This window comes from Pseudomonas sp. RL_5y_Pfl2_69 (assembly GCF_963970465.1).
Taxonomy (GTDB): Bacteria; Pseudomonadota; Gammaproteobacteria; order Pseudomonadales; family Pseudomonadaceae; genus Aquipseudomonas.
The window spans coordinates 171275-187562 of the sequence record NZ_CAXAOU010000004.1 but is presented as its reverse complement, the minus strand read 5'-3'; the positions used below and the strand labels follow the sequence as shown (position 1 = coordinate 187562).

General features: G+C 58.9%; 12 protein-coding genes and 1 riboswitch. Of the genes, 6 read left to right on the top strand and 6 right to left on the bottom strand.

Features of this window, described 5'->3' with window-relative positions:
* Positions 1–29: 29 nt before the first annotated feature.
* From AACY07_RS09265 to AACY07_RS09250, 4 genes are read right to left on the bottom strand one after another with little or no spacing between them, the layout of a single operon-like run.
* Complete coding sequence (locus tag AACY07_RS09265) at positions 30–1226, bottom strand: ATP-binding protein (RefSeq protein ID WP_133076866.1); 1197 nt, start codon at positions 1224–1226, stop codon at positions 30–32.
* Positions 1217–1825 carry a chemotaxis protein CheB gene (locus tag AACY07_RS09260; RefSeq protein WP_133076867.1) on the bottom strand — a complete coding sequence of 203 codons (609 nt, stop codon included), beginning with the start codon at positions 1823–1825 and terminating at the stop codon, positions 1217–1219. The genes AACY07_RS09265 and AACY07_RS09260 overlap by 10 nt, the downstream gene beginning before the upstream one ends.
* On the bottom strand, positions 1822–2637 hold the full coding sequence (locus AACY07_RS09255) for a CheR family methyltransferase (RefSeq protein ID WP_133076868.1): 816 nt from the start codon (positions 2635–2637) through the stop codon (positions 1822–1824). The genes AACY07_RS09260 and AACY07_RS09255 overlap by 4 nt, the downstream gene beginning before the upstream one ends.
* Positions 2638–6114: a response regulator gene (locus AACY07_RS09250; protein WP_339474500.1), complete on the bottom strand. Its 3477-nt coding sequence runs from the start codon at positions 6112–6114 to the stop codon at positions 2638–2640.
* Positions 6115–6289: 175 nt separating this feature from the next.
* On the opposite strand from AACY07_RS09250, the gene AACY07_RS09245 reads away from it, so the two are divergent.
* The 5 genes from AACY07_RS09245 (at position 6290) to cobM (ending at position 9228) form a co-directional block, all read left to right on the top strand.
* Complete coding sequence (locus tag AACY07_RS09245; RefSeq protein ID WP_133076870.1) at positions 6290–6652, top strand: response regulator; 363 nt, start codon at positions 6290–6292, stop codon at positions 6650–6652.
* Between the two features lie 134 nt (positions 6653–6786).
* Positions 6787–6997, top strand: a riboswitch (cobalamin riboswitch).
* A gap of 96 nt (positions 6998–7093) precedes the next feature.
* Positions 7094–7282, top strand: a complete 189-nt coding sequence (locus AACY07_RS09240) for a CbtB domain-containing protein (protein WP_019827274.1) — start codon at positions 7094–7096, stop codon at positions 7280–7282.
* A gap of 11 nt (positions 7283–7293) precedes the next feature.
* Entirely contained in the window at positions 7294–7995 is a 702-nt protein-coding gene (locus AACY07_RS09235) for a CbtA family protein (RefSeq protein ID WP_133076871.1), read from the top strand.
* Positions 7992–8417, top strand: coding sequence for a cobalamin biosynthesis protein (locus AACY07_RS09230; RefSeq protein ID WP_339474499.1), 426 nt, complete (start codon positions 7992–7994; stop codon positions 8415–8417). Before AACY07_RS09235 ends, AACY07_RS09230 begins: the two co-directional genes overlap by 4 nt.
* A gap of 64 nt (positions 8418–8481) precedes the next feature.
* The gene (gene cobM, locus AACY07_RS09225; protein ID WP_133076873.1) at positions 8482–9228 is read left to right on the top strand and encodes a precorrin-4 C(11)-methyltransferase; all 747 of its coding nucleotides are present in this window, start codon (positions 8482–8484) and stop codon (positions 9226–9228) included.
* A gap of 167 nt (positions 9229–9395) precedes the next feature.
* Here the strand turns inward: cobM and nfuA are convergent, their stop codons facing one another.
* Together nfuA and AACY07_RS09215 are read right to left on the bottom strand one after the other, a co-directional pair.
* Positions 9396–9980 (bottom strand): Fe-S biogenesis protein NfuA, encoded by a 585-nt coding sequence (gene nfuA, locus AACY07_RS09220; RefSeq protein ID WP_019827280.1) that lies wholly within the window; start codon positions 9978–9980, stop codon positions 9396–9398.
* Between the two features lie 111 nt (positions 9981–10091).
* Positions 10092–12389: a fatty acid cis/trans isomerase gene (locus AACY07_RS09215; protein WP_339474497.1), complete on the bottom strand. Its 2298-nt coding sequence runs from the start codon at positions 12387–12389 to the stop codon at positions 10092–10094.
* Positions 12390–12543: 154 nt separating this feature from the next.
* On the opposite strand from AACY07_RS09215, the gene metH reads away from it, so the two are divergent.
* Positions 12544–16254: a methionine synthase gene (metH, locus tag AACY07_RS09210; protein WP_339474496.1), complete on the top strand. Its 3711-nt coding sequence runs from the start codon at positions 12544–12546 to the stop codon at positions 16252–16254.
* Positions 16255–16288: the final 34 nt, after the last annotated feature.

Genomic DNA, 16288 nt, shown 5'->3' with positions numbered 1-16288 from the left:
CCCGAGCGCGGTCATAGGTTGCGCCGAGTTTAAGTCTTTTGTGCAAGCGGCAGGCAAACCCTGAACAAGGCGCCCTCACCCAGTTCGCTCTGCACGCTGATGGTGCCGCTGTGTGCCGCGACGATCTGTTCCGAGATAAACAACCCCAAACCAAGCCCGGCAGCCACCTGGCTGGCTGAAACCCGCTCAAATTGCTGGAAGACCCGCTGCTGGTTTTCCTGGCTGATGCCGATGCCCTGATCGCGCACATCCACCACAGCTTGATCGCCGTCTATGTAAACAGACACATCAATGGGCTTTTTAGCACCGTAACGCAAGGCATTGGTCAGCAGATTGGAAATCACTTGCTCAATTCTGAACTCGTCCCACTGCCCCACTACGGGTTTTTGTGCAGTGAAGCTGACACTCGATTGCGCAGCGCTGATCTGGGCCGTGAAATTCTCCAGCAATTGCCCGACTGTACGGGCCAAATCAAACTCGGCAGGCCTGATCGACAGCTTGCCGGTGCGGATACGCGACACGTCGAGCATGTCTTCGATCAGGCGGATCAGGCTCTGGATCTGACGCTCATCACGATCAACCATGGCGTGCATCTTTTCCAGGGTGAACGCCGCCGCGTTGTCGCGGGCCAGGTGCATCTTGCGCAACTGGGTTTCCAGGATCAACCCGTTGAGCGGCGTGCGCACTTCATGGGAGACGATCGACATAAAGTCGTCACGCATGCGCACCGCGCGCTCAAGCTCGACCTGGGTCAGTTGCAACTGCGCAAGCAAAGTCTCCTGCTCGCGACGGCTCTGCTCCAGGGCCTCGACCTGCTGCTTCATGGCCTTGCTCTGGCGATAAAGCTCGACGAAGACATTGACCTTGCTTTTGACCGCGTGGATATCCAGCGGTTTGTGCAGAAAGTCCACCGCACCGCTTTCATAGCCCTTGAAGGCATAGTTCATCTCGCGCCCTGCGGCACTGACAAACACGATGGGGATGTTTTTGGTCTTGGCCGTGCCGCGCATCAGCTCGGCCAGTTCAAAACCGTTCATGCCGGGCATTTGCACGTCAAGAATGGCCATCGCAAACTCATGCTGCAACAGCAACGACAGCGCCTCATCCGCAGACAAGGCCTTGTACACGATGCGATCTTCGCGCTTGATCAGTGCTTCGAGCGCCAGCAGGTTTTCCGGCAGGTCATCGACGATCAGCAGCTTGGCTTGAATTTCGTTTAGTAGCATTGGCTATGTTCCAGCTCGACAAGCAGACGGCCAATGCCGCGCAATGGAAGAATGCAGTCCGGTTGAAAAAGGTCCAGTGCCGCACGGGGCATGGTCGCAACCTGTGCCTCGTCAGGATCCTGCACAATGGTCAGACCGCCCGACTGCTGGACCACGCTCAGCCCCTGGGCACCATCCCGATTGGCGCCCGTCAGTAAAATGGCAGCCAGACGCTGTTGATACACATCGGCCGCGGATTCGAACAGGTAGTCAATGGCAGGTCGCGAGTAATGCACCGGCTCCTCCTGGCTCAAGGAAAAACTGTGATCCTGCTCAATCGAAACGTGATACCCGGGGCCTGCAAAGTACAGGGTGCCCGGCACAATCGGCTGTTTGTCCTGAACCTCCCTGACCGCCAATGGCAAGCGCCGGGCAAACACCTCGGCCAACTGGCTGCGTCGCTCTTCGGGCAAGTGCAGCACCACGATAATCGGCAGCCGAAAGCCAGGCTTGAGCTCGGAAAAAATAGTCAGCAACGCTTCAACCCCGCCCGCAGACGCACCGATCACCACCGCCTCGACAGGTCTGGGATCGGTCAGGTAACGGTCATGGTTTTTCATAGCTTGCGGTAGATCCGTTCTTGCTTGAGCACGGGGGAAAACTGTTTGCTGTAGTCCGAGAAATCCAGCGTCTCCTTGCTCCCAAGCATCAGAAATCCGCGATGACACAACGATTCCTCGAACAGACCAAAGGCTCTGTTTTGAAGATTTTTATTGAAATAAATCAATACGTTACGGCATGAAATTAAATTGGTTTCTGAGAACACGCTATCCGTCGCCAGGCTGTGATCGGCGAAGGTCACGTTCTCGCGCAGCGTCTTGTCAAAAATCGCGTAGTCATAGGCGGCGGTGTAGTAATCGGCAAACGAACGCTGACCACCGGCCTTTTGATAGTTGTGGGTATAGGTCCGGATATTGTCCAGGGAGAAAATCCCCTGCTTGGCCTTTTCTAGAGAGCGCGGATTGATATCGGTCGCATAGATGATGGTGCGATCCAGCAGGCCTTCTTCACGCAACAGGATGGCCATTGAATACACCTCCTCGCCGGTGCTGCACCCCGCAATCCAGATCTTGAGCGACGGGTAGGTCTTGAGGATCGGCACCACCTCCTGGCGAATGGCCAGAAAATGCTCCGGGTCGCGAAACATCTCGCTCACTGGAATGGTCAGGAACTGCAGCAACTGCATAAAGGCCGTCGGGTCATGGAGGATGCGCTCCTGAAGGGCCGAAATGGTGCTGCAGTCAAACTGACGCAATGCATGATTGACCCGGCGCTTGATCGAGGCGCCGGAGTAATCGCGAAAGTCATAACTGTATTTGAGATAGATCGCTTCGATCAGCAGCCTTAACTCGATGTCAGTGTTTCGTTGCACTTAGAGTCGTTCCATTTTCGGTAGCCAGACCCGGATCAACGAAAACAGTCGATCCAGATCAATCGGTTTGGCCAGGTAGTCATTGGAACCTGCCTGCAGGCAGCGCTCCTGATCGTCCTTCATTGCCTTGGCCGTCACCGCAATGATCGGCAGCTTGCGCCAGCGCGGGTTTTTGCGGATTTCTACGGTCGCTTCGTAGCCATCCATCTCGGGCATCATCACGTCCATCAACACCAGGTCGATATCTTCCACTTCGTCCAGGCGCTCGATGGCTTCGCGTCCATTGCGACCGATGACCACAATGGCGCCCTTCTGCTCCAGCGCACTGGTCAGGGCAAAGATGTTTCGTACATCGTCATCCACCAGCAAAATCTTGCGCCCCTCGAACACCTTGTCGCGGCTGCGAGCGGTCTTGAGCATCGTTTGCCGATCATGGGACAACTGAGATTCGACTTTGTGCAGAAATAATGTCACTTCATCGAGCAACCGCTCGGGTGAGCGGGCGCCCTTGATGATGATGGAGCGCGAATACTTGCGCAGCTCGGCTTCTTCATCCCGGGTCAGATTGCGCCCGGTGTAGACGATCACCGGCGGGAACGAGCAGATATCTTCGGTCGACATGCGCTTGAGCAGGTCGTTGCCCAGCATGTCGGGCAACTTGAGGTCGATGATCATGCAGTCGTAAACAGTGGTGCGCAGCAGGTCGAGCGCCTCCTGGGCATAGCCGACCGCGGTGATCTCGATGTCATCGTCGCCGATCAGGCGGGCAATGCTGTCGCGCTGCAAGTCATCATCCTCGACCAGCAGCACCCGCTTGACCTTCTGCGTCAGCTTGGCCTCCAGGCGGGCGAACACATTTCTCAGCTCTTCACGGGTCGTCGGCTTCAAGGCGTACCCCACCGCCCCCATGTGCATCGCGGCTTCAACCCGGTCCTCGGCGGAAATCACGTGAACCGGTATATGCCGCGTCGACGCCATAGCCTTCAGGCGCTGCAACACCGTGAGCCCCGGATGGTCCGGCAAGCGGATGTCCAGCAGGATTGCATCGGGAATGAACTGCACCGCCAGGCTGAAACCTTCGTCCGCACCATGGGCAACCAGGCAGCGATAGCCCAATTCATGTGCAAGATCGAAGAGGATCTGCGCAAAGTTGGGCTCATCTTCAATCACCAAAATACAGCGCGTGGTAAATGGCGCCTGCTCGCGGTCATCCATGAAGCGCTCAATCACCGCCGCAGACTCAACGGCAAGCAGCGGCCGGGGCTCAGGTACCCGCACTGCAACCCGTGGCGCGGGGCCGACAGGCAGTTGCACGGGTTCTTCGCCGTGCTCCACATACTGCTGCGGCAGGATCAGGGTAAAGATACTGCCCTTGCCCGGCTCGCTGCTGACATCGATCGAACCGCCCAGCAATGTCGCCAGATCACGGGAGATCGACAGGCCCAGCCCTGTGCCGCCATAGCGGCGGTTGGTGGTGCCGTCGGCCTGACGGAAGGCCTCGAAGATGGAGTCTTGTTGCTCCTCGGAAATACCGATCCCGGAATCGCTCACAGTAAAGGCAATCCCTTCGCCCGGCTGGCAGGATACCGTCAGGCTGACCTGGCCTTGCTCCGTGAACTTGACCGCGTTGGACAGCAAATTCTTGAGGATCTGCTCCAGACGCTGGCTGTCGGTGTAGATCATGGGCGGCGTGCCGGGCTGCAACTGGACCTCAAAGCCCAGGGACTTGTCGCCCGCCAGCGGCTGGAACATGTTGCGCAACCCTTCGACCACCCGTGCCACGCTGGTGTGCTCGGGGCGCACTTCGAGCTTGCCGGCTTCCACCTTGGAAATGTCCAGGATGTCGTTGATCAGGTTAAGCAGGTCATTGCCCGCCGAGTAAATCGACTCGGCAAACTTGACCTGTTCTGCGCTGAGGTTCTGCTGCGGGTTTTCGGACAGCAACTTGGCCAGAATCAAGGAGCTGTTCAGCGGCGTGCGCAGCTCGTGGGACATGTTGGCCAGGAATTCGGACTTGTACTTGCTGGAGCGTTGCAGCTCTTCAGCCCGCTCTTCAAGTTGCACCTGGGCCTGGTTGAGTTCGGTGTTCTTGCGGTCCATTGCATCCCGCTGGCCGGCCAACTCTTCGTTGGTCTGCTCCAGCTCGGCCTGCTGGGTTTCGAGGCTGGTCTGGGACTCTTTGAGAATGCGCGACTGCTCTTCGAGTTCCTCGTTGGCGGTCTTGAGTTCCTCCTGCTGCACCTGCAGTTGCTCATTGAGCTGCTGGGTTTCGGCCAGCACCTCTTGCAGGCGCTGGCGATAGCGCGCCGCTTCAATCGACATGCCGATGTTGTCGGCGATCAATTCGAACAGCTCTACGTCCCGCTCGCTCAGGGGCCTGAGGAAGCCCAGCTCAATGACCCCGTTGACGCGATCATCATCACTGGTGGGCACCACCAGCACACTGCGCGGGCTGCCTTCGCCCAGCCCGGAGCTGACCTTGGAGAAATAGTCGGCGGGTACGTTGTCCAGTCGAATCAACTTATCCTGCTTGACTGCCTGCCCGATAATCCCTTCGCCGTTGCGAATCAGTTGGCCCTGCGCCTCTTGCTCGCGGGAAAACCCATAACTGGCCACACGCTTGAGATCGCCGTGATCTTCACGCACATAGACGGCCGCCACCACGGATCCCAGGTACTGGGCACAGAACTGCAGGATGTTGTGGCCCAACATGTTGAGCGTCAGGCGCCCCAGCACCTGTTCAGCCAGCTCGGTCTGGCCGTTGCGCAGCCAGGCCTGTTGTTCCAGACGCTGGGCAGTCTTGATCTGCGACTCGAAGGCATTGTTGTAACTCTTTGAAAGTTCAAGCAAATCGCGACGACCGATATAGGCCAAAAAGCCGCTCAAACCCAGTACGAAAATCAGGTACAGGCCAATACTGATGATCGTTGTACGACTGACCTCTTCGCTGCGAGCCACTCGCAGCTGCTGCTCCATCTGAATGAAGTCTTGATATTCCTTGCGAATTTCGTCCGCCAGGCGCTTGCCACGTCCCGCCTGTATGGCCGCACGGTAATCACCGTCCTGACGGCGCAGATCGACCATCGACTGGGCGTAGACATTCCACTCATTTTGCAGCGCCTCAAGGCGTTTCAGCCGGTCGACCTGCTGCGGGTTGTCGCTGACCAGCTCCTGCAACTCCTTCAACTGGAGCGCAATTTGCGGCTTGGCGACGGCATAGGGGTCCAGAAAATGCTCATCGCCCGTAATCAGGAACCCGCGCATGCCGCTTTCAAGATCCACCGTCAGCCGCACGGCGTCGTTGGTATTACTGATAACCCGGTCGCTGTGCTCCACCCACCTGATCACTGATAACAAATAGCTGACCATGATCACGAATAACGCGGCACTGAGCACGCCGACAGCCAGGGGCAAGCCAACGTTGCGACTCAGAAGCTTGCGAAAGCTTCGCTCATCAATTGATACAGGTGAGTTCATTTTCAGGCCTGTGGGCAGTCTTAAAAAACTGGAGTTTGCCGGATTACCGAGCAATAGTTCTATTTTCTTACCCAGCAATGAACATTTTCGTACAAAGAGGCACATTCAAATGCTGGGCAAGGCTATCCTTGCTGCAGCGAGACCCACGCTTACATTTTTTATCGAGATCATGATTATGTCCGCTACACCCTCCACCATCCTGGTGGTCGAAGACGACGCCATTGTTCGGATGCTGATCGTAGACGTGCTCCAAGAACTGGACTTCAGCGTGCTTGAAGCAGACGGCAGCGAGCAGGCCATGGAACTGCTGGAGAATGCGGCCCAGCCCATTGACCTGCTGATGACCGACGTCGGGTTGCCGGGCATGGACGGCCGGGAGCTGGCAGCCAAGGCCCGCCAATTGCGCGAGAAAATGCCCATCCTGTTTGCCAGCGGCTATGCCGAAACCCTTGAGGTCGCAGAAGGCATGGCGGTGATTGGCAAACCTTTCTCCATTGATCAGTTGCGCGACAAAGTCAAAAGCCTGCTGACCGCCTGACGTGTAGTCGCTGCCGCAGGCTGCGAGGGCTGCGTAGCGGCCCCGCTTTTTGAAGGTCCTGCGGACCTTATCGCAGCCTGCGGCAGCGACTACACCCCCCCCTTTAAATTGACGACTCTCCTGGGCTGTGGTTTCCTACACATCTTGTATCAGGTGCCCTTCACAGGGTGAAACGGGAAACCGGTGCGTCAGGCGTTAGTCCTGGCAAGTCCGGCGCTGCCCCCGCAACGGTAAGCGAGAGAAACATCAAATCCACTGTGCCGAGTGCATGGGAAGGAGATGTTTGCAGGCTCAACCCTTGAGCCCCTCGCAAGCCCGGAGACCGGCCTGGTTATTTTGAATAACAAACCCGCGGTGGGCGGGCGCTGTTAAACCCTGCGGGCTTCGTTCGCGGGGTTTTCTTGCGCTTTGCTGCCCGTCGTCCGACCTGAGGCAAGCGCCATGTCTATCAGCACCAGCCGTACCCATTCCGCCGCGACCACTGCCACCCAAAGCCAACGCATTGTGGCGGCTGTCGGTGCTGCGGTACTGGGGGCTTTTCTTGTTTACTTCGCCGGGTTCTCCCATATCGATGCGGTTCACAATGCGGCCCATGACACCCGTCACAGCTCCGCCTTCCCGTGCCATTGAGACTGCCTGCCATGATTAAGCGTATCGCCCAAACCGCAGGCTTCACCGGCTTGCTGGCCGCCCTGCTGCTGACCCTGCTGCAAAGCCTGTGGGTGTCGCCGCTGATTTTGCAGGCCGAAACCTACGAAAAACCTGCTGCCACTGAAGTACACGAGCATGCCGACATGGCCATGCCAGCCCATGAGCACGACGCCGAGGCCTGGGAGCCGGAAGATGGCTGGCAGCGCGTGCTGTCTACCACGGGCGGCAATCTGGTGGTTGCTGTGGGTTTTGCCTTGATGCTGGCCGGCCTTTACACCTTGCGTGCCCCGACGCGCACTTCCCAGGGCCTGCTCTGGGGCCTTGCCGGTTATGCGGTGTTCTGCCTGGCGCCGACCCTGGGCCTGCCACCCGAGTTGCCGGGCACTGCAGCGGCAGACTTGCTGCAGCGTCAAATCTGGTGGGTCAGCACCGCAGCTTCGACCGCAGTGGCCATCGCACTGATGGTATTTGGCAAGCACTGGGCGCTGAAAGTGCTGGGCGTGGCGATTCTGGTGGTTCCGCATATTTTTGGCGCACCCCAGCCACTGGTGCATTCAAGCCTGGCCCCGGCCGAGCTGGAGTCGCAGTTCAAGATTGCTTCGCAACTGACCAACTTCGCCTTTTGGCTGGCCCTGGGCGTGATCAGCGCCTGGCTGTTCCGCCGCAAGTCTGAAGGTCAGTACTCGGCATGACGGCAACCGGCACAGTGCCAATCCTGGTGATTGGCCTGGGCTGTCGCCAGGGTTGCACCGCTGCAGAGCTGTTGAGTCTGATCGAACGCTCTCTGGCCCGGGCCGGGATCCCGCTGAATGCGGTCCGGGCCCTGGCCAGTCTCGATCTCAAGCGCCATGAACCCGGACTGCTGCAACTGGCAGCTCGACTGGAACTGGAGCTTGAGGTCTTCAGTGCGCAACAGCTTGCCCCGTACGCCCCTCAACTGAGTCACCGGTCGAACCTTGTGTTCGAGAAAACCGGGTGTTTCGGGATTGCCGAAAGTGCTGCGCTGGCCCTGGCCGAGCGGTTCGCCGGCGCACCCGCTACCTTGCTGATTACGCGACAAAAATCACCCGGCGCCACCTTTGCGTTGGCCTGTTTCGAGCAAAACCCGCGATAATCCCCCGCCTCACTATGAGCGTTGTTCAAGAACAGCTCTATCTCAACCCCTTCAAGAGACTGCCATGACTGTTTATTTCATCGGCGCCGGACCCGGCGATCCTGAGCTGATTACCGTCAAGGGCCAGCGCCTGATTCGCAGTTGCCCGGTGATCATTTACGCGGGTTCGCTGGTCCCCGAGGCCGTGCTGCAAGGCCATCAGGCTGAGCAGGTGATCAACAGTGCGCAACTGCACCTTGAGCAGATCATCACCCTGATCAAGGCCGCCGACGCCAAAGGCCAGGACGTGGCCCGCGTACATTCCGGCGACCCCAGCTTGTACGGGGCCATTGGCGAACAGATCCGCTGCTTGCGTGAGCTGGGCATTGCCTTTGAGATCATTCCGGGAGTGACTGCCACCGCGGCCTGTGCGGCCATCCTGGGGGCCGAACTGACGTTGCCCGATATTTCGCAAACCGTGATTCTGACCCGTTACGCCGAAAAAACCGTTATGCCAGCCGGAGAAGAACTGGCCAGCCTGGCGCAGCACAAGGCGACCATGGCCATTCATCTGGGGGTCAAGAACCTTGAAAACATCGTTGCCGAACTGATCCCGCACTACGGCAGTGATTGCCCGATTGCCGTGATTCATCGCGCCAGCTGGCCTGACCAGGACTGGGTGCAAGGGACGCTTGCAGACATCGCGATCAAGGTCCAGGCCAAGGGATTCAGGCGTACGGCGCTGATCCTGGTGGGCCGGGTGCTGGCCAGTGACAGTTTTGGGGACTCGTCGCTGTACCGTGCGGGGCATGCGCATCTGTATCGGCCTTGAACGCTCTCGCCCCTGTGGGAGCGGGCTTGCTCGCGATACGGACGGCGTGGTCTGTCAGGTAGATCCCATTAGGTTCTGCTGCGCCCGCACAATCCGAATCGCGCAGCCATAAAAAAACGGTGCTCACGGGGCACCGTTTTTTCTTCAGCTTCGCAGCGAACGCCCTGTTAGTAGTAGGCGTTTTCTTTCTGCGAGTGGTCGGTCACGTCACGTACGCCCTTGAGCTCCGGCACACGCTCAAGCAGGGTGCGCTCGATGCCTTCACGCAACGTCACGTCCGCCTGGCCGCAGCCCTGGCAACCGCCACCGAACTTGAGCACCGCGATACCGTCTTCAACCACTTCAATCAGGCTGACCTGACCGCCGTGGCTGGCCAAACCGGGATTGATCTCGGTTTGCAGGTAGTAGTTGATGCGCTCGTTGATCGGGCTGTCGGCATTGACCATCGGCACTTTGGCGTTTGGCGCCTTGATGGTCAGTTGACCACCCATGCGATCGGTGGCGTAGTCCACCACGGCATCGTCAAGGAAGGGTTCGCTGAACGAATCGATCCAGGCCGTGAAGCTTTTAAGGCCGATGGCGGTATCTTCAGATTTGACTTCAGCCGGCTTGCAGTAAGCAATGCAGGTTTCGGCGTACTGGGTACCGGGTTGGGTGATAAAGACGCGGATGCCGATACCCGGGGTGTTCTGCTTTGACAGCAGATCAGCCAGGTAATCGTGGGCAGCGTCGGTAATCGTTATGGCGCTCATGGAATCTCCTCGCAGACATGGGACGCAGTTTACGCCAATCGGCGCGCCTGACAAAGTCCTAGTGTTTTTGTCAGGAAAGCCACACCCCATGTATCAAATTCTAGTGGCTGATTACAGGTTTTCGTAGCGGTTCATATCCAGCACACCGGCCTCTACCGGGTCGGTTTCGCTGATGTACTGGCCAATATCGTGAAAGTACTCCCAGAACTGCGGATGGCTACGGCGAATCCCCCAGCGCTCGACAATGGTGTCAAAGGTCTCTTGATCCTTGCATTGCTCCATCGCTTCAACAAAGGCCTCAACCTGCCCCGTCGGGATATTGAACATGAAGTTCGGGTAGCTGCTGAGCACCCCGGGGTAGATGGCCAGGGTGTCCAGCCCAGGCTCCAGCCGGTATTCCTCGCCCAGCATGAAGGCCACGTTGGTGTGCGCGCGATTGCGCAGCATGCTGTACATCTCGCGCTTGCCGTCACTTCCCTCGATCCGCAGCATGCTGGCTTCTGGCAATTGACTGATGACCGACAGCCCCGCCGCAGGGCGCGAGGTCAGACGGCTCAGTGCCTGCTCGGCGTATTTGAACTCTTGCGGGATGCCGGGGCGTGAACAGTAAGCACCGACGCAACGGTTGATCGGGTCTGGCCGTGCATTCAGGGTGCCGGCGCGTTCAATCAGCTTGAGCGCAAAGTCACGCTTGGGGTCGGCCGGATCGAGCTTCATGCCGCTCGGCGTGCCGGTGTCGATCTTCTGGTAGTCCATCCACATCTTCAGCTTGCCGCTGTTCTGATACCAGCTGCTCAAGATGCCCGAACGGGCGTCGGCCGGCATCAAGCGCAGGAAGTTGACCTCGGCGCCGTTGCGGATCAAGTCAAAGTACAAGCGTGTCTGGGCCTGATGGGAAACGTTGCCGAACACATCGAAGTTGACCGCCAACTGGTAGTAGGTGCGCTCCAGCAACGGGTAGTCGAACAGCCACAGTGTTTGCGGGATTTCGCCGACCAGGCCCTTGCTGACACTGGCGCTGTCGAAGTGACGGAAAACGGTCAACAAGGCGTTGTCGTTGCCTGCCCACAGGGTCGACCAGCTCGGTGGCGGCATGTCGGCATAGGCTTGCTGGCGCAACTTCTCATAGTCATTGCGCTTGTTGCGATAGCGGTGCCACAACGAAATAACACTGCCAACGTCGTCGATCTGGCCGGGCATTGCCAGCAACGGCGTCGCTTCGCCACGATAGGCGGCGTCGGTGACATAGCGGTCATGGGCAGGCTCCTGGAACACGGTCCAGAAGTTGTCGCGAATCACGTCAGTCGCAATCTGCCCACGGCACACCGGCCCACGAATAAAGGTGCGTACGAAATACTCGGCGTTGTCGAGCATGAACTGGTAACGCGCCACCGCCGGAATCGCTTCAAAGACTTCGAACGGGTTGGCCCGACCTCGAGGCCCGTAGCCCGGCAAGCTGGTAGCATGCCAGTCACCGCTGTAGAACAGCTCTTTGACCCGCGCCAGCTTGTGCTCGCCCATCGGATAGGTGATATGGGTTTTGTGCACGATCACACCCTGAACGGGTATCAACCGATAGTAAAACGTGGTGCCGGGGTCGTCGTTCGGGCGGCGGGTAGCAATCAGGTCAACCGGCTGACCGCTTGGGGTGCGCGAACGCACCCACTGGAAGAAGTGCCCCGGCACGCCGTTGTCGAAGTAGGTATGGGCCAGAAACAAATGCTCGTACAACCAGCGCGCCACCAGGGCTTCGGTTGAACCCGGGCGGTTGAGCAATTCTTCCCATTCGCTGATCTGTGCCGCTTCGACCGCAGTCGGCTTGATTGCGTGCTGGTCAACCTTCGCGCCCTGGGCCAGCCAGGTTTGTACGGTGTGGTATTGCTGGTTGGTCAATCCGGTCACGGCCAGCGGCATGCCTTCTTTTGGATGGCGTTGGGCGTAAGCGTCGAACTCCCCCGGCGCCGGACAGACGTTTTCGCGGTTGATGCCCAGGACGATTTCCTCGGGCAATTTGGCATTTGGGGTCAACGGGGTGCTGTGGCCCAGCTCCAGCATGCGCGCCATCAAGGACGCCTGCGCGCCCTGGGCATCGACTACCGGGTAGAACCCTTTAAGCCTCCACTCCTGCGGGCCATCGGCATCGAAGAAAATCCGCGTCGGGGCAACGGCATCGACACGATCTCCTTTATAGACCGGCACCTTGCTGGCACCGCGGGTCGCACCCTCCGCGCTGCCCAGGTTCAACTGGCAGGCTGCGTCGTTGCACGCGTGGCAGGCAACGCACTTTTCGGTGAGGATCGGCTGAATATCCCTGGTGTAGGAAATGACCGGACTAACCAACGGGGCCTGTGCCAACGCTGTACTGCACGCCACCAGCGTCACGGCGCTGGCGAGTAGGCGAAAAAACATGTGCCAGTGTCCTGATATCAAAAATATGTCGCGATTCTACCTGTCGCCGCCCTGCCACAACATGAATGAAATTCATGTAAATCAGCAGGCGCTCAAATCCCACGCAGGTTTGTTATGATTTCCCATCTTTTGCATGGCTCTAACAGGTAGTCCTATGTCTGACCGCAGCGCTCGTCTCCAAGCACTTCAGCAAGCCCTCAAAGAGCGCATTCTGATTCTCGATGGCGGCATGGGCACTATGATCCAAAGCTACCGCCTAGAGGAACACGACTATCGTGGCACACGCTTCGCCGACTGGCCGAGCGACGTCAAAGGCAACAACGACCTTTTGATCCTCAGCCGCCCCGATGTGATCGGAGCCATTGAAAAGGCGTATCTGGACGCTGGTGCCGACATTCTCGAAACCAACACGTTCAACGCCACCCAGGTTTCACAGGCCGACTACGGCATGCAGGCGCTGGCCTACGAACTAAACGTAGAAGGCGCACGCCTTGCGCGCAAGGTGGCCGACGCCAAGACCCTGGAGACCCCGGACAAACCACGCTTTGTTGCAGGCGTGCTCGGCCCTACCAGCCGTACCTGCTCGCTGTCGCCGGATGTCAACAACCCGGGTTATCGCAACGTCACCTTCGATGAACTGGTGGAGAACTACACCGAGGCCACCAGAGGCCTGATCGAAGGCGGCTGCGACCTGATCCTGATCGAGACCATTTTCGACACGCTCAATGCCAAAGCCGCGATTTTCGCCGTACAGGGCGTGTTCGAAGAGCTGGGAGTCGAGTTGCCGATCATGATTTCCGGCACCATCACCGACGCCTCTGGCCGTACCCTGTCAGGCCAGACCACCGAAGCGTTCTGGAACTCCGTGAGCCATGCCAAACCGATCTCGGTCGGTTTGAACTGCGCCCTGGGCGCCAGCGAGTTGCGTCCTTATCTCGAAGAGCTGTCGAACAAGGCCAGCACCTACGTCTCGGCTCACCCGAACGCGGGCCTGCCCAACGAGTTCGGCGAGTACGACGAACTGCCGAGCGAAACAGCCAAGGTCATTGAAGAGTTCGCTCAAAGCGGCTTCCTGAACATTGTCGGCGGTTGCTGCGGCACCACGCCGGGCCATATCCAGGCCATCGCCAATGCCGTGGCCGGTTACGCCCCGCGCCAGATTCCGGACATTCCCAAGGCCTGCCGCCTCTCCGGGCTGGAGCCGTTCACCATCGACCGCAGCTCGTTGTTCGTCAACGTCGGTGAACGTACCAACATCACAGGTTCCGCCCGCTTCGCCCGCCTGATCCGCGAAGACAACTACACCGAAGCCCTGGAAGTGGCGCTGCAACAGGTTGAGGCCGGTGCGCAGATCATCGACATCAACATGGACGAGGGCATGCTGGATTCGAAGAAGGCCATGGTGACCTTCCTCAACCTGATCGCTGGCGAGCCGGATATCTCTCGCGTACCGATCATGATCGATTCTTCCAAGTGGGAAGTGATTGAGGCGGGCCTCAAGTGCATCCAGGGCAAGGGCATCGTCAACTCGATCAGCATGAAAGAAGGCGTCGAGCAGTTCAAACATCACGCCAAACTGTGCAAGCGCTATGGCGCCGCCGTGGTGGTGATGGCCTTCGACGAAGCGGGCCAGGCCGACACCGAAGCCCGTAAAAAGGAAATCTGCAAACGCTCCTACGACATTCTGGTCAATGAGGTGGGCTTCCCGCCGGAAGACATCATCTTCGACCCGAACATCTTCGCCGTGGCTACCGGCATTGAAGAACACAACAACTACGCTGTGGACTTCATCAACGCGTGCGCCTATATCCGCGACGAGCTGCCCTATGCACTGACGTCGGGCGGCGTGTCCAACGTGTCGTTCTCGTTCCGTGGCAACAACCCGGTACGTGAAGCGATCCACTCGGTATTTTTGCTGTACGCGATCCGCAATGGCCTGACCATGGGTATCGTCAACGCCGGCCAACTGGAGATCTACGACCAGATCCCGACCGAACTGCGCGACGCGGTAGAAGACGTGGTGCTCAACCGCACCCCCGATGCCACCGACAACCTGCTGGCCATTGCCGACAAGTACAAGGGCGATGGCAGCGTCAAGGAAGCCGAAACTGAAGAGTGGCGCAGCTGGGACGTGAACAAGCGTCTGGAGCACGCTCTGGTCAAGGGCATCACGACCCATATCGTTGAAGACACTGAAGAGTCGCGCCAGTCCTTCAAGCGCCCGATCGAAGTGATCGAAGGGCCGTTGATGTCGGGCATGAACATCGTCGGCGACCTGTTTGGCGCGGGCAAGATGTTCCTGCCCCAGGTGGTTAAATCTGCCCGCGTGATGAAACAGGCCGTGGCGCATTTGATCCCGTTTATCGAGCTGGAAAAAGGCGACAAGCCGGAAGCCAAGGGCAAGATCCTGATGGCGACTGTGAAAGGTGACGTACACGATATCGGCAAGAACATCGTCGGCGTGGTGCTGGGTTGCAACGGCTACGACATCGTTGACCTTGGCGTGATGGTGCCCGCGGAGAAAATCCTTCAGGTGGCCAAGGAGCAGAAGTGCGACATCATCGGTCTTTCCGGACTGATCACGCCGTCACTGGACGAGATGGTGCATGTTGCCCGTGAAATGCAGCGCCAGAACTTCCATCTGCCCCTGATGATCGGCGGCGCCACGACGTCCAAGGCACACACCGCGGTCAAGATCGAACCCAAGTATCAGAACGATGCGGTGATCTATGTCACTGACGCCTCCCGCGCCGTGGGCGTGGCCACGCAGTTGCTGTCCAAAGAGCTGAAACCGGCCTTTGTCCAGAAGACCCGCGAAGAGTACGTTGAAGTGCGCGAGCGCACCGCCAACCGCAGCGCCCGCACCGAGCGCTTGAGCTACCCCGCCGCCATCGCCAAGAAACCGCAGTTCGACTGGGCTGGCTACCAGCCGGTCAAACCGACCTTTACCGGTGCCAAGGTGCTGGACAACATCGATCTCAAGGTCTTGGCCGAGTACATCGACTGGACGCCGTTCTTCATCTCCTGGGACCTGGCAGGCAAGTTCCCGCGCATTCTGACCGACGAAGTGGTCGGCGAAGCGGCAACGGCACTGTACGCCGACGCCCAGGAAATGCTTGCCAAGCTGATCGACGAAAAGCTGATCAGCGCCCGTGCGGTGTTCGGTTTCTGGCCGGCCAACCAGGTCAACGATGACGACCTGGAGCTGTACGGCGACGATGGCCAGCCATTGGCCAAACTCCATCACCTGCGCCAGCAGATCATCAAGACCGACGGCAAGCCGAACTTCTCCCTGGCCGACTTCGTCGCACCCAAAGACAGCGGCGTGACCGACTACGTGGGCGGCTTTATCACCACCGCCGGGATCGGCGCCGAAGAGGTGGCCAAGGCTTACCAGGACGCGGGCGACGATTACAACTCGATCATGGTCAAGGCCCTGGCCGACCGTCTGGCCGAAGCCTGCGCCGAGTGGCTGCACCAGCAGGTGCGGACAAACTACTGGGGCTACGCCAAGGATGAAAAACTGGGCAATGAAGAGCTGATCAAGGAGCAATACAGCGGTATCCGCCCTGCCCCCGGCTACCCGGCGTGCCCGGATCACACCGAAAAAGGCACCTTGTTCCAGCTGCTCGACCCCGAAGCCGAAGAAATGCGCGCAGGCAAAAGCGGGGTGTTCCTCACCGAACACTACGCCATGTTCCCGGCGGCAGCGGTCAGTGGCTGGTACTTCGCTCACCCGCAAGCGCAATACTTTGCAGTGGGCAAGGTCGACAAGGACCAGATCGACAGCTATACGGCGCGCAAGGGCCAGGACCTGAGTGTGACCGAACGCTGGCTGGCACCCAACCTGGGCTATGACAACTGAGTCACCCGGCGACAGACAGCTCCCGCCGGGGCTG

Excerpts from the sequence above, each read along its gene's own strand:
- AACY07_RS09265 (WP_133076866.1), bottom strand. The coding sequence starts at position 1,226 with ATGCTACTAAACGAAATTCAAGCCAAGCTGCTGATCGTCGATGACCTG.
- AACY07_RS09260 (WP_133076867.1), bottom strand. The coding sequence starts at position 1,825 with ATGAAAAACCATGACCGTTACCTGACCGATCCCAGACCTGTCGAGGCG.
- AACY07_RS09250 (WP_339474500.1), bottom strand. The coding sequence starts at position 6,114 with ATGAACTCACCTGTATCAATTGATGAGCGAAGCTTTCGCAAGCTTCTG.
- AACY07_RS09245 (WP_133076870.1), top strand. The coding sequence starts at position 6,290 with ATGTCCGCTACACCCTCCACCATCCTGGTGGTCGAAGACGACGCCATT.
- AACY07_RS09240 (WP_019827274.1), top strand. The coding sequence starts at position 7,094 with ATGTCTATCAGCACCAGCCGTACCCATTCCGCCGCGACCACTGCCACC.
- AACY07_RS09235 (WP_133076871.1), top strand. The coding sequence starts at position 7,294 with ATGATTAAGCGTATCGCCCAAACCGCAGGCTTCACCGGCTTGCTGGCC.
- AACY07_RS09230 (WP_339474499.1), top strand. The coding sequence starts at position 7,992 with ATGACGGCAACCGGCACAGTGCCAATCCTGGTGATTGGCCTGGGCTGT.
- cobM (WP_133076873.1), top strand. The coding sequence starts at position 8,482 with ATGACTGTTTATTTCATCGGCGCCGGACCCGGCGATCCTGAGCTGATT.
- nfuA (WP_019827280.1), bottom strand. The coding sequence starts at position 9,980 with ATGAGCGCCATAACGATTACCGACGCTGCCCACGATTACCTGGCTGAT.
- AACY07_RS09215 (WP_339474497.1), bottom strand. The coding sequence starts at position 12,389 with ATGTTTTTTCGCCTACTCGCCAGCGCCGTGACGCTGGTGGCGTGCAGT.
- metH (WP_339474496.1), top strand. The coding sequence starts at position 12,544 with ATGTCTGACCGCAGCGCTCGTCTCCAAGCACTTCAGCAAGCCCTCAAA.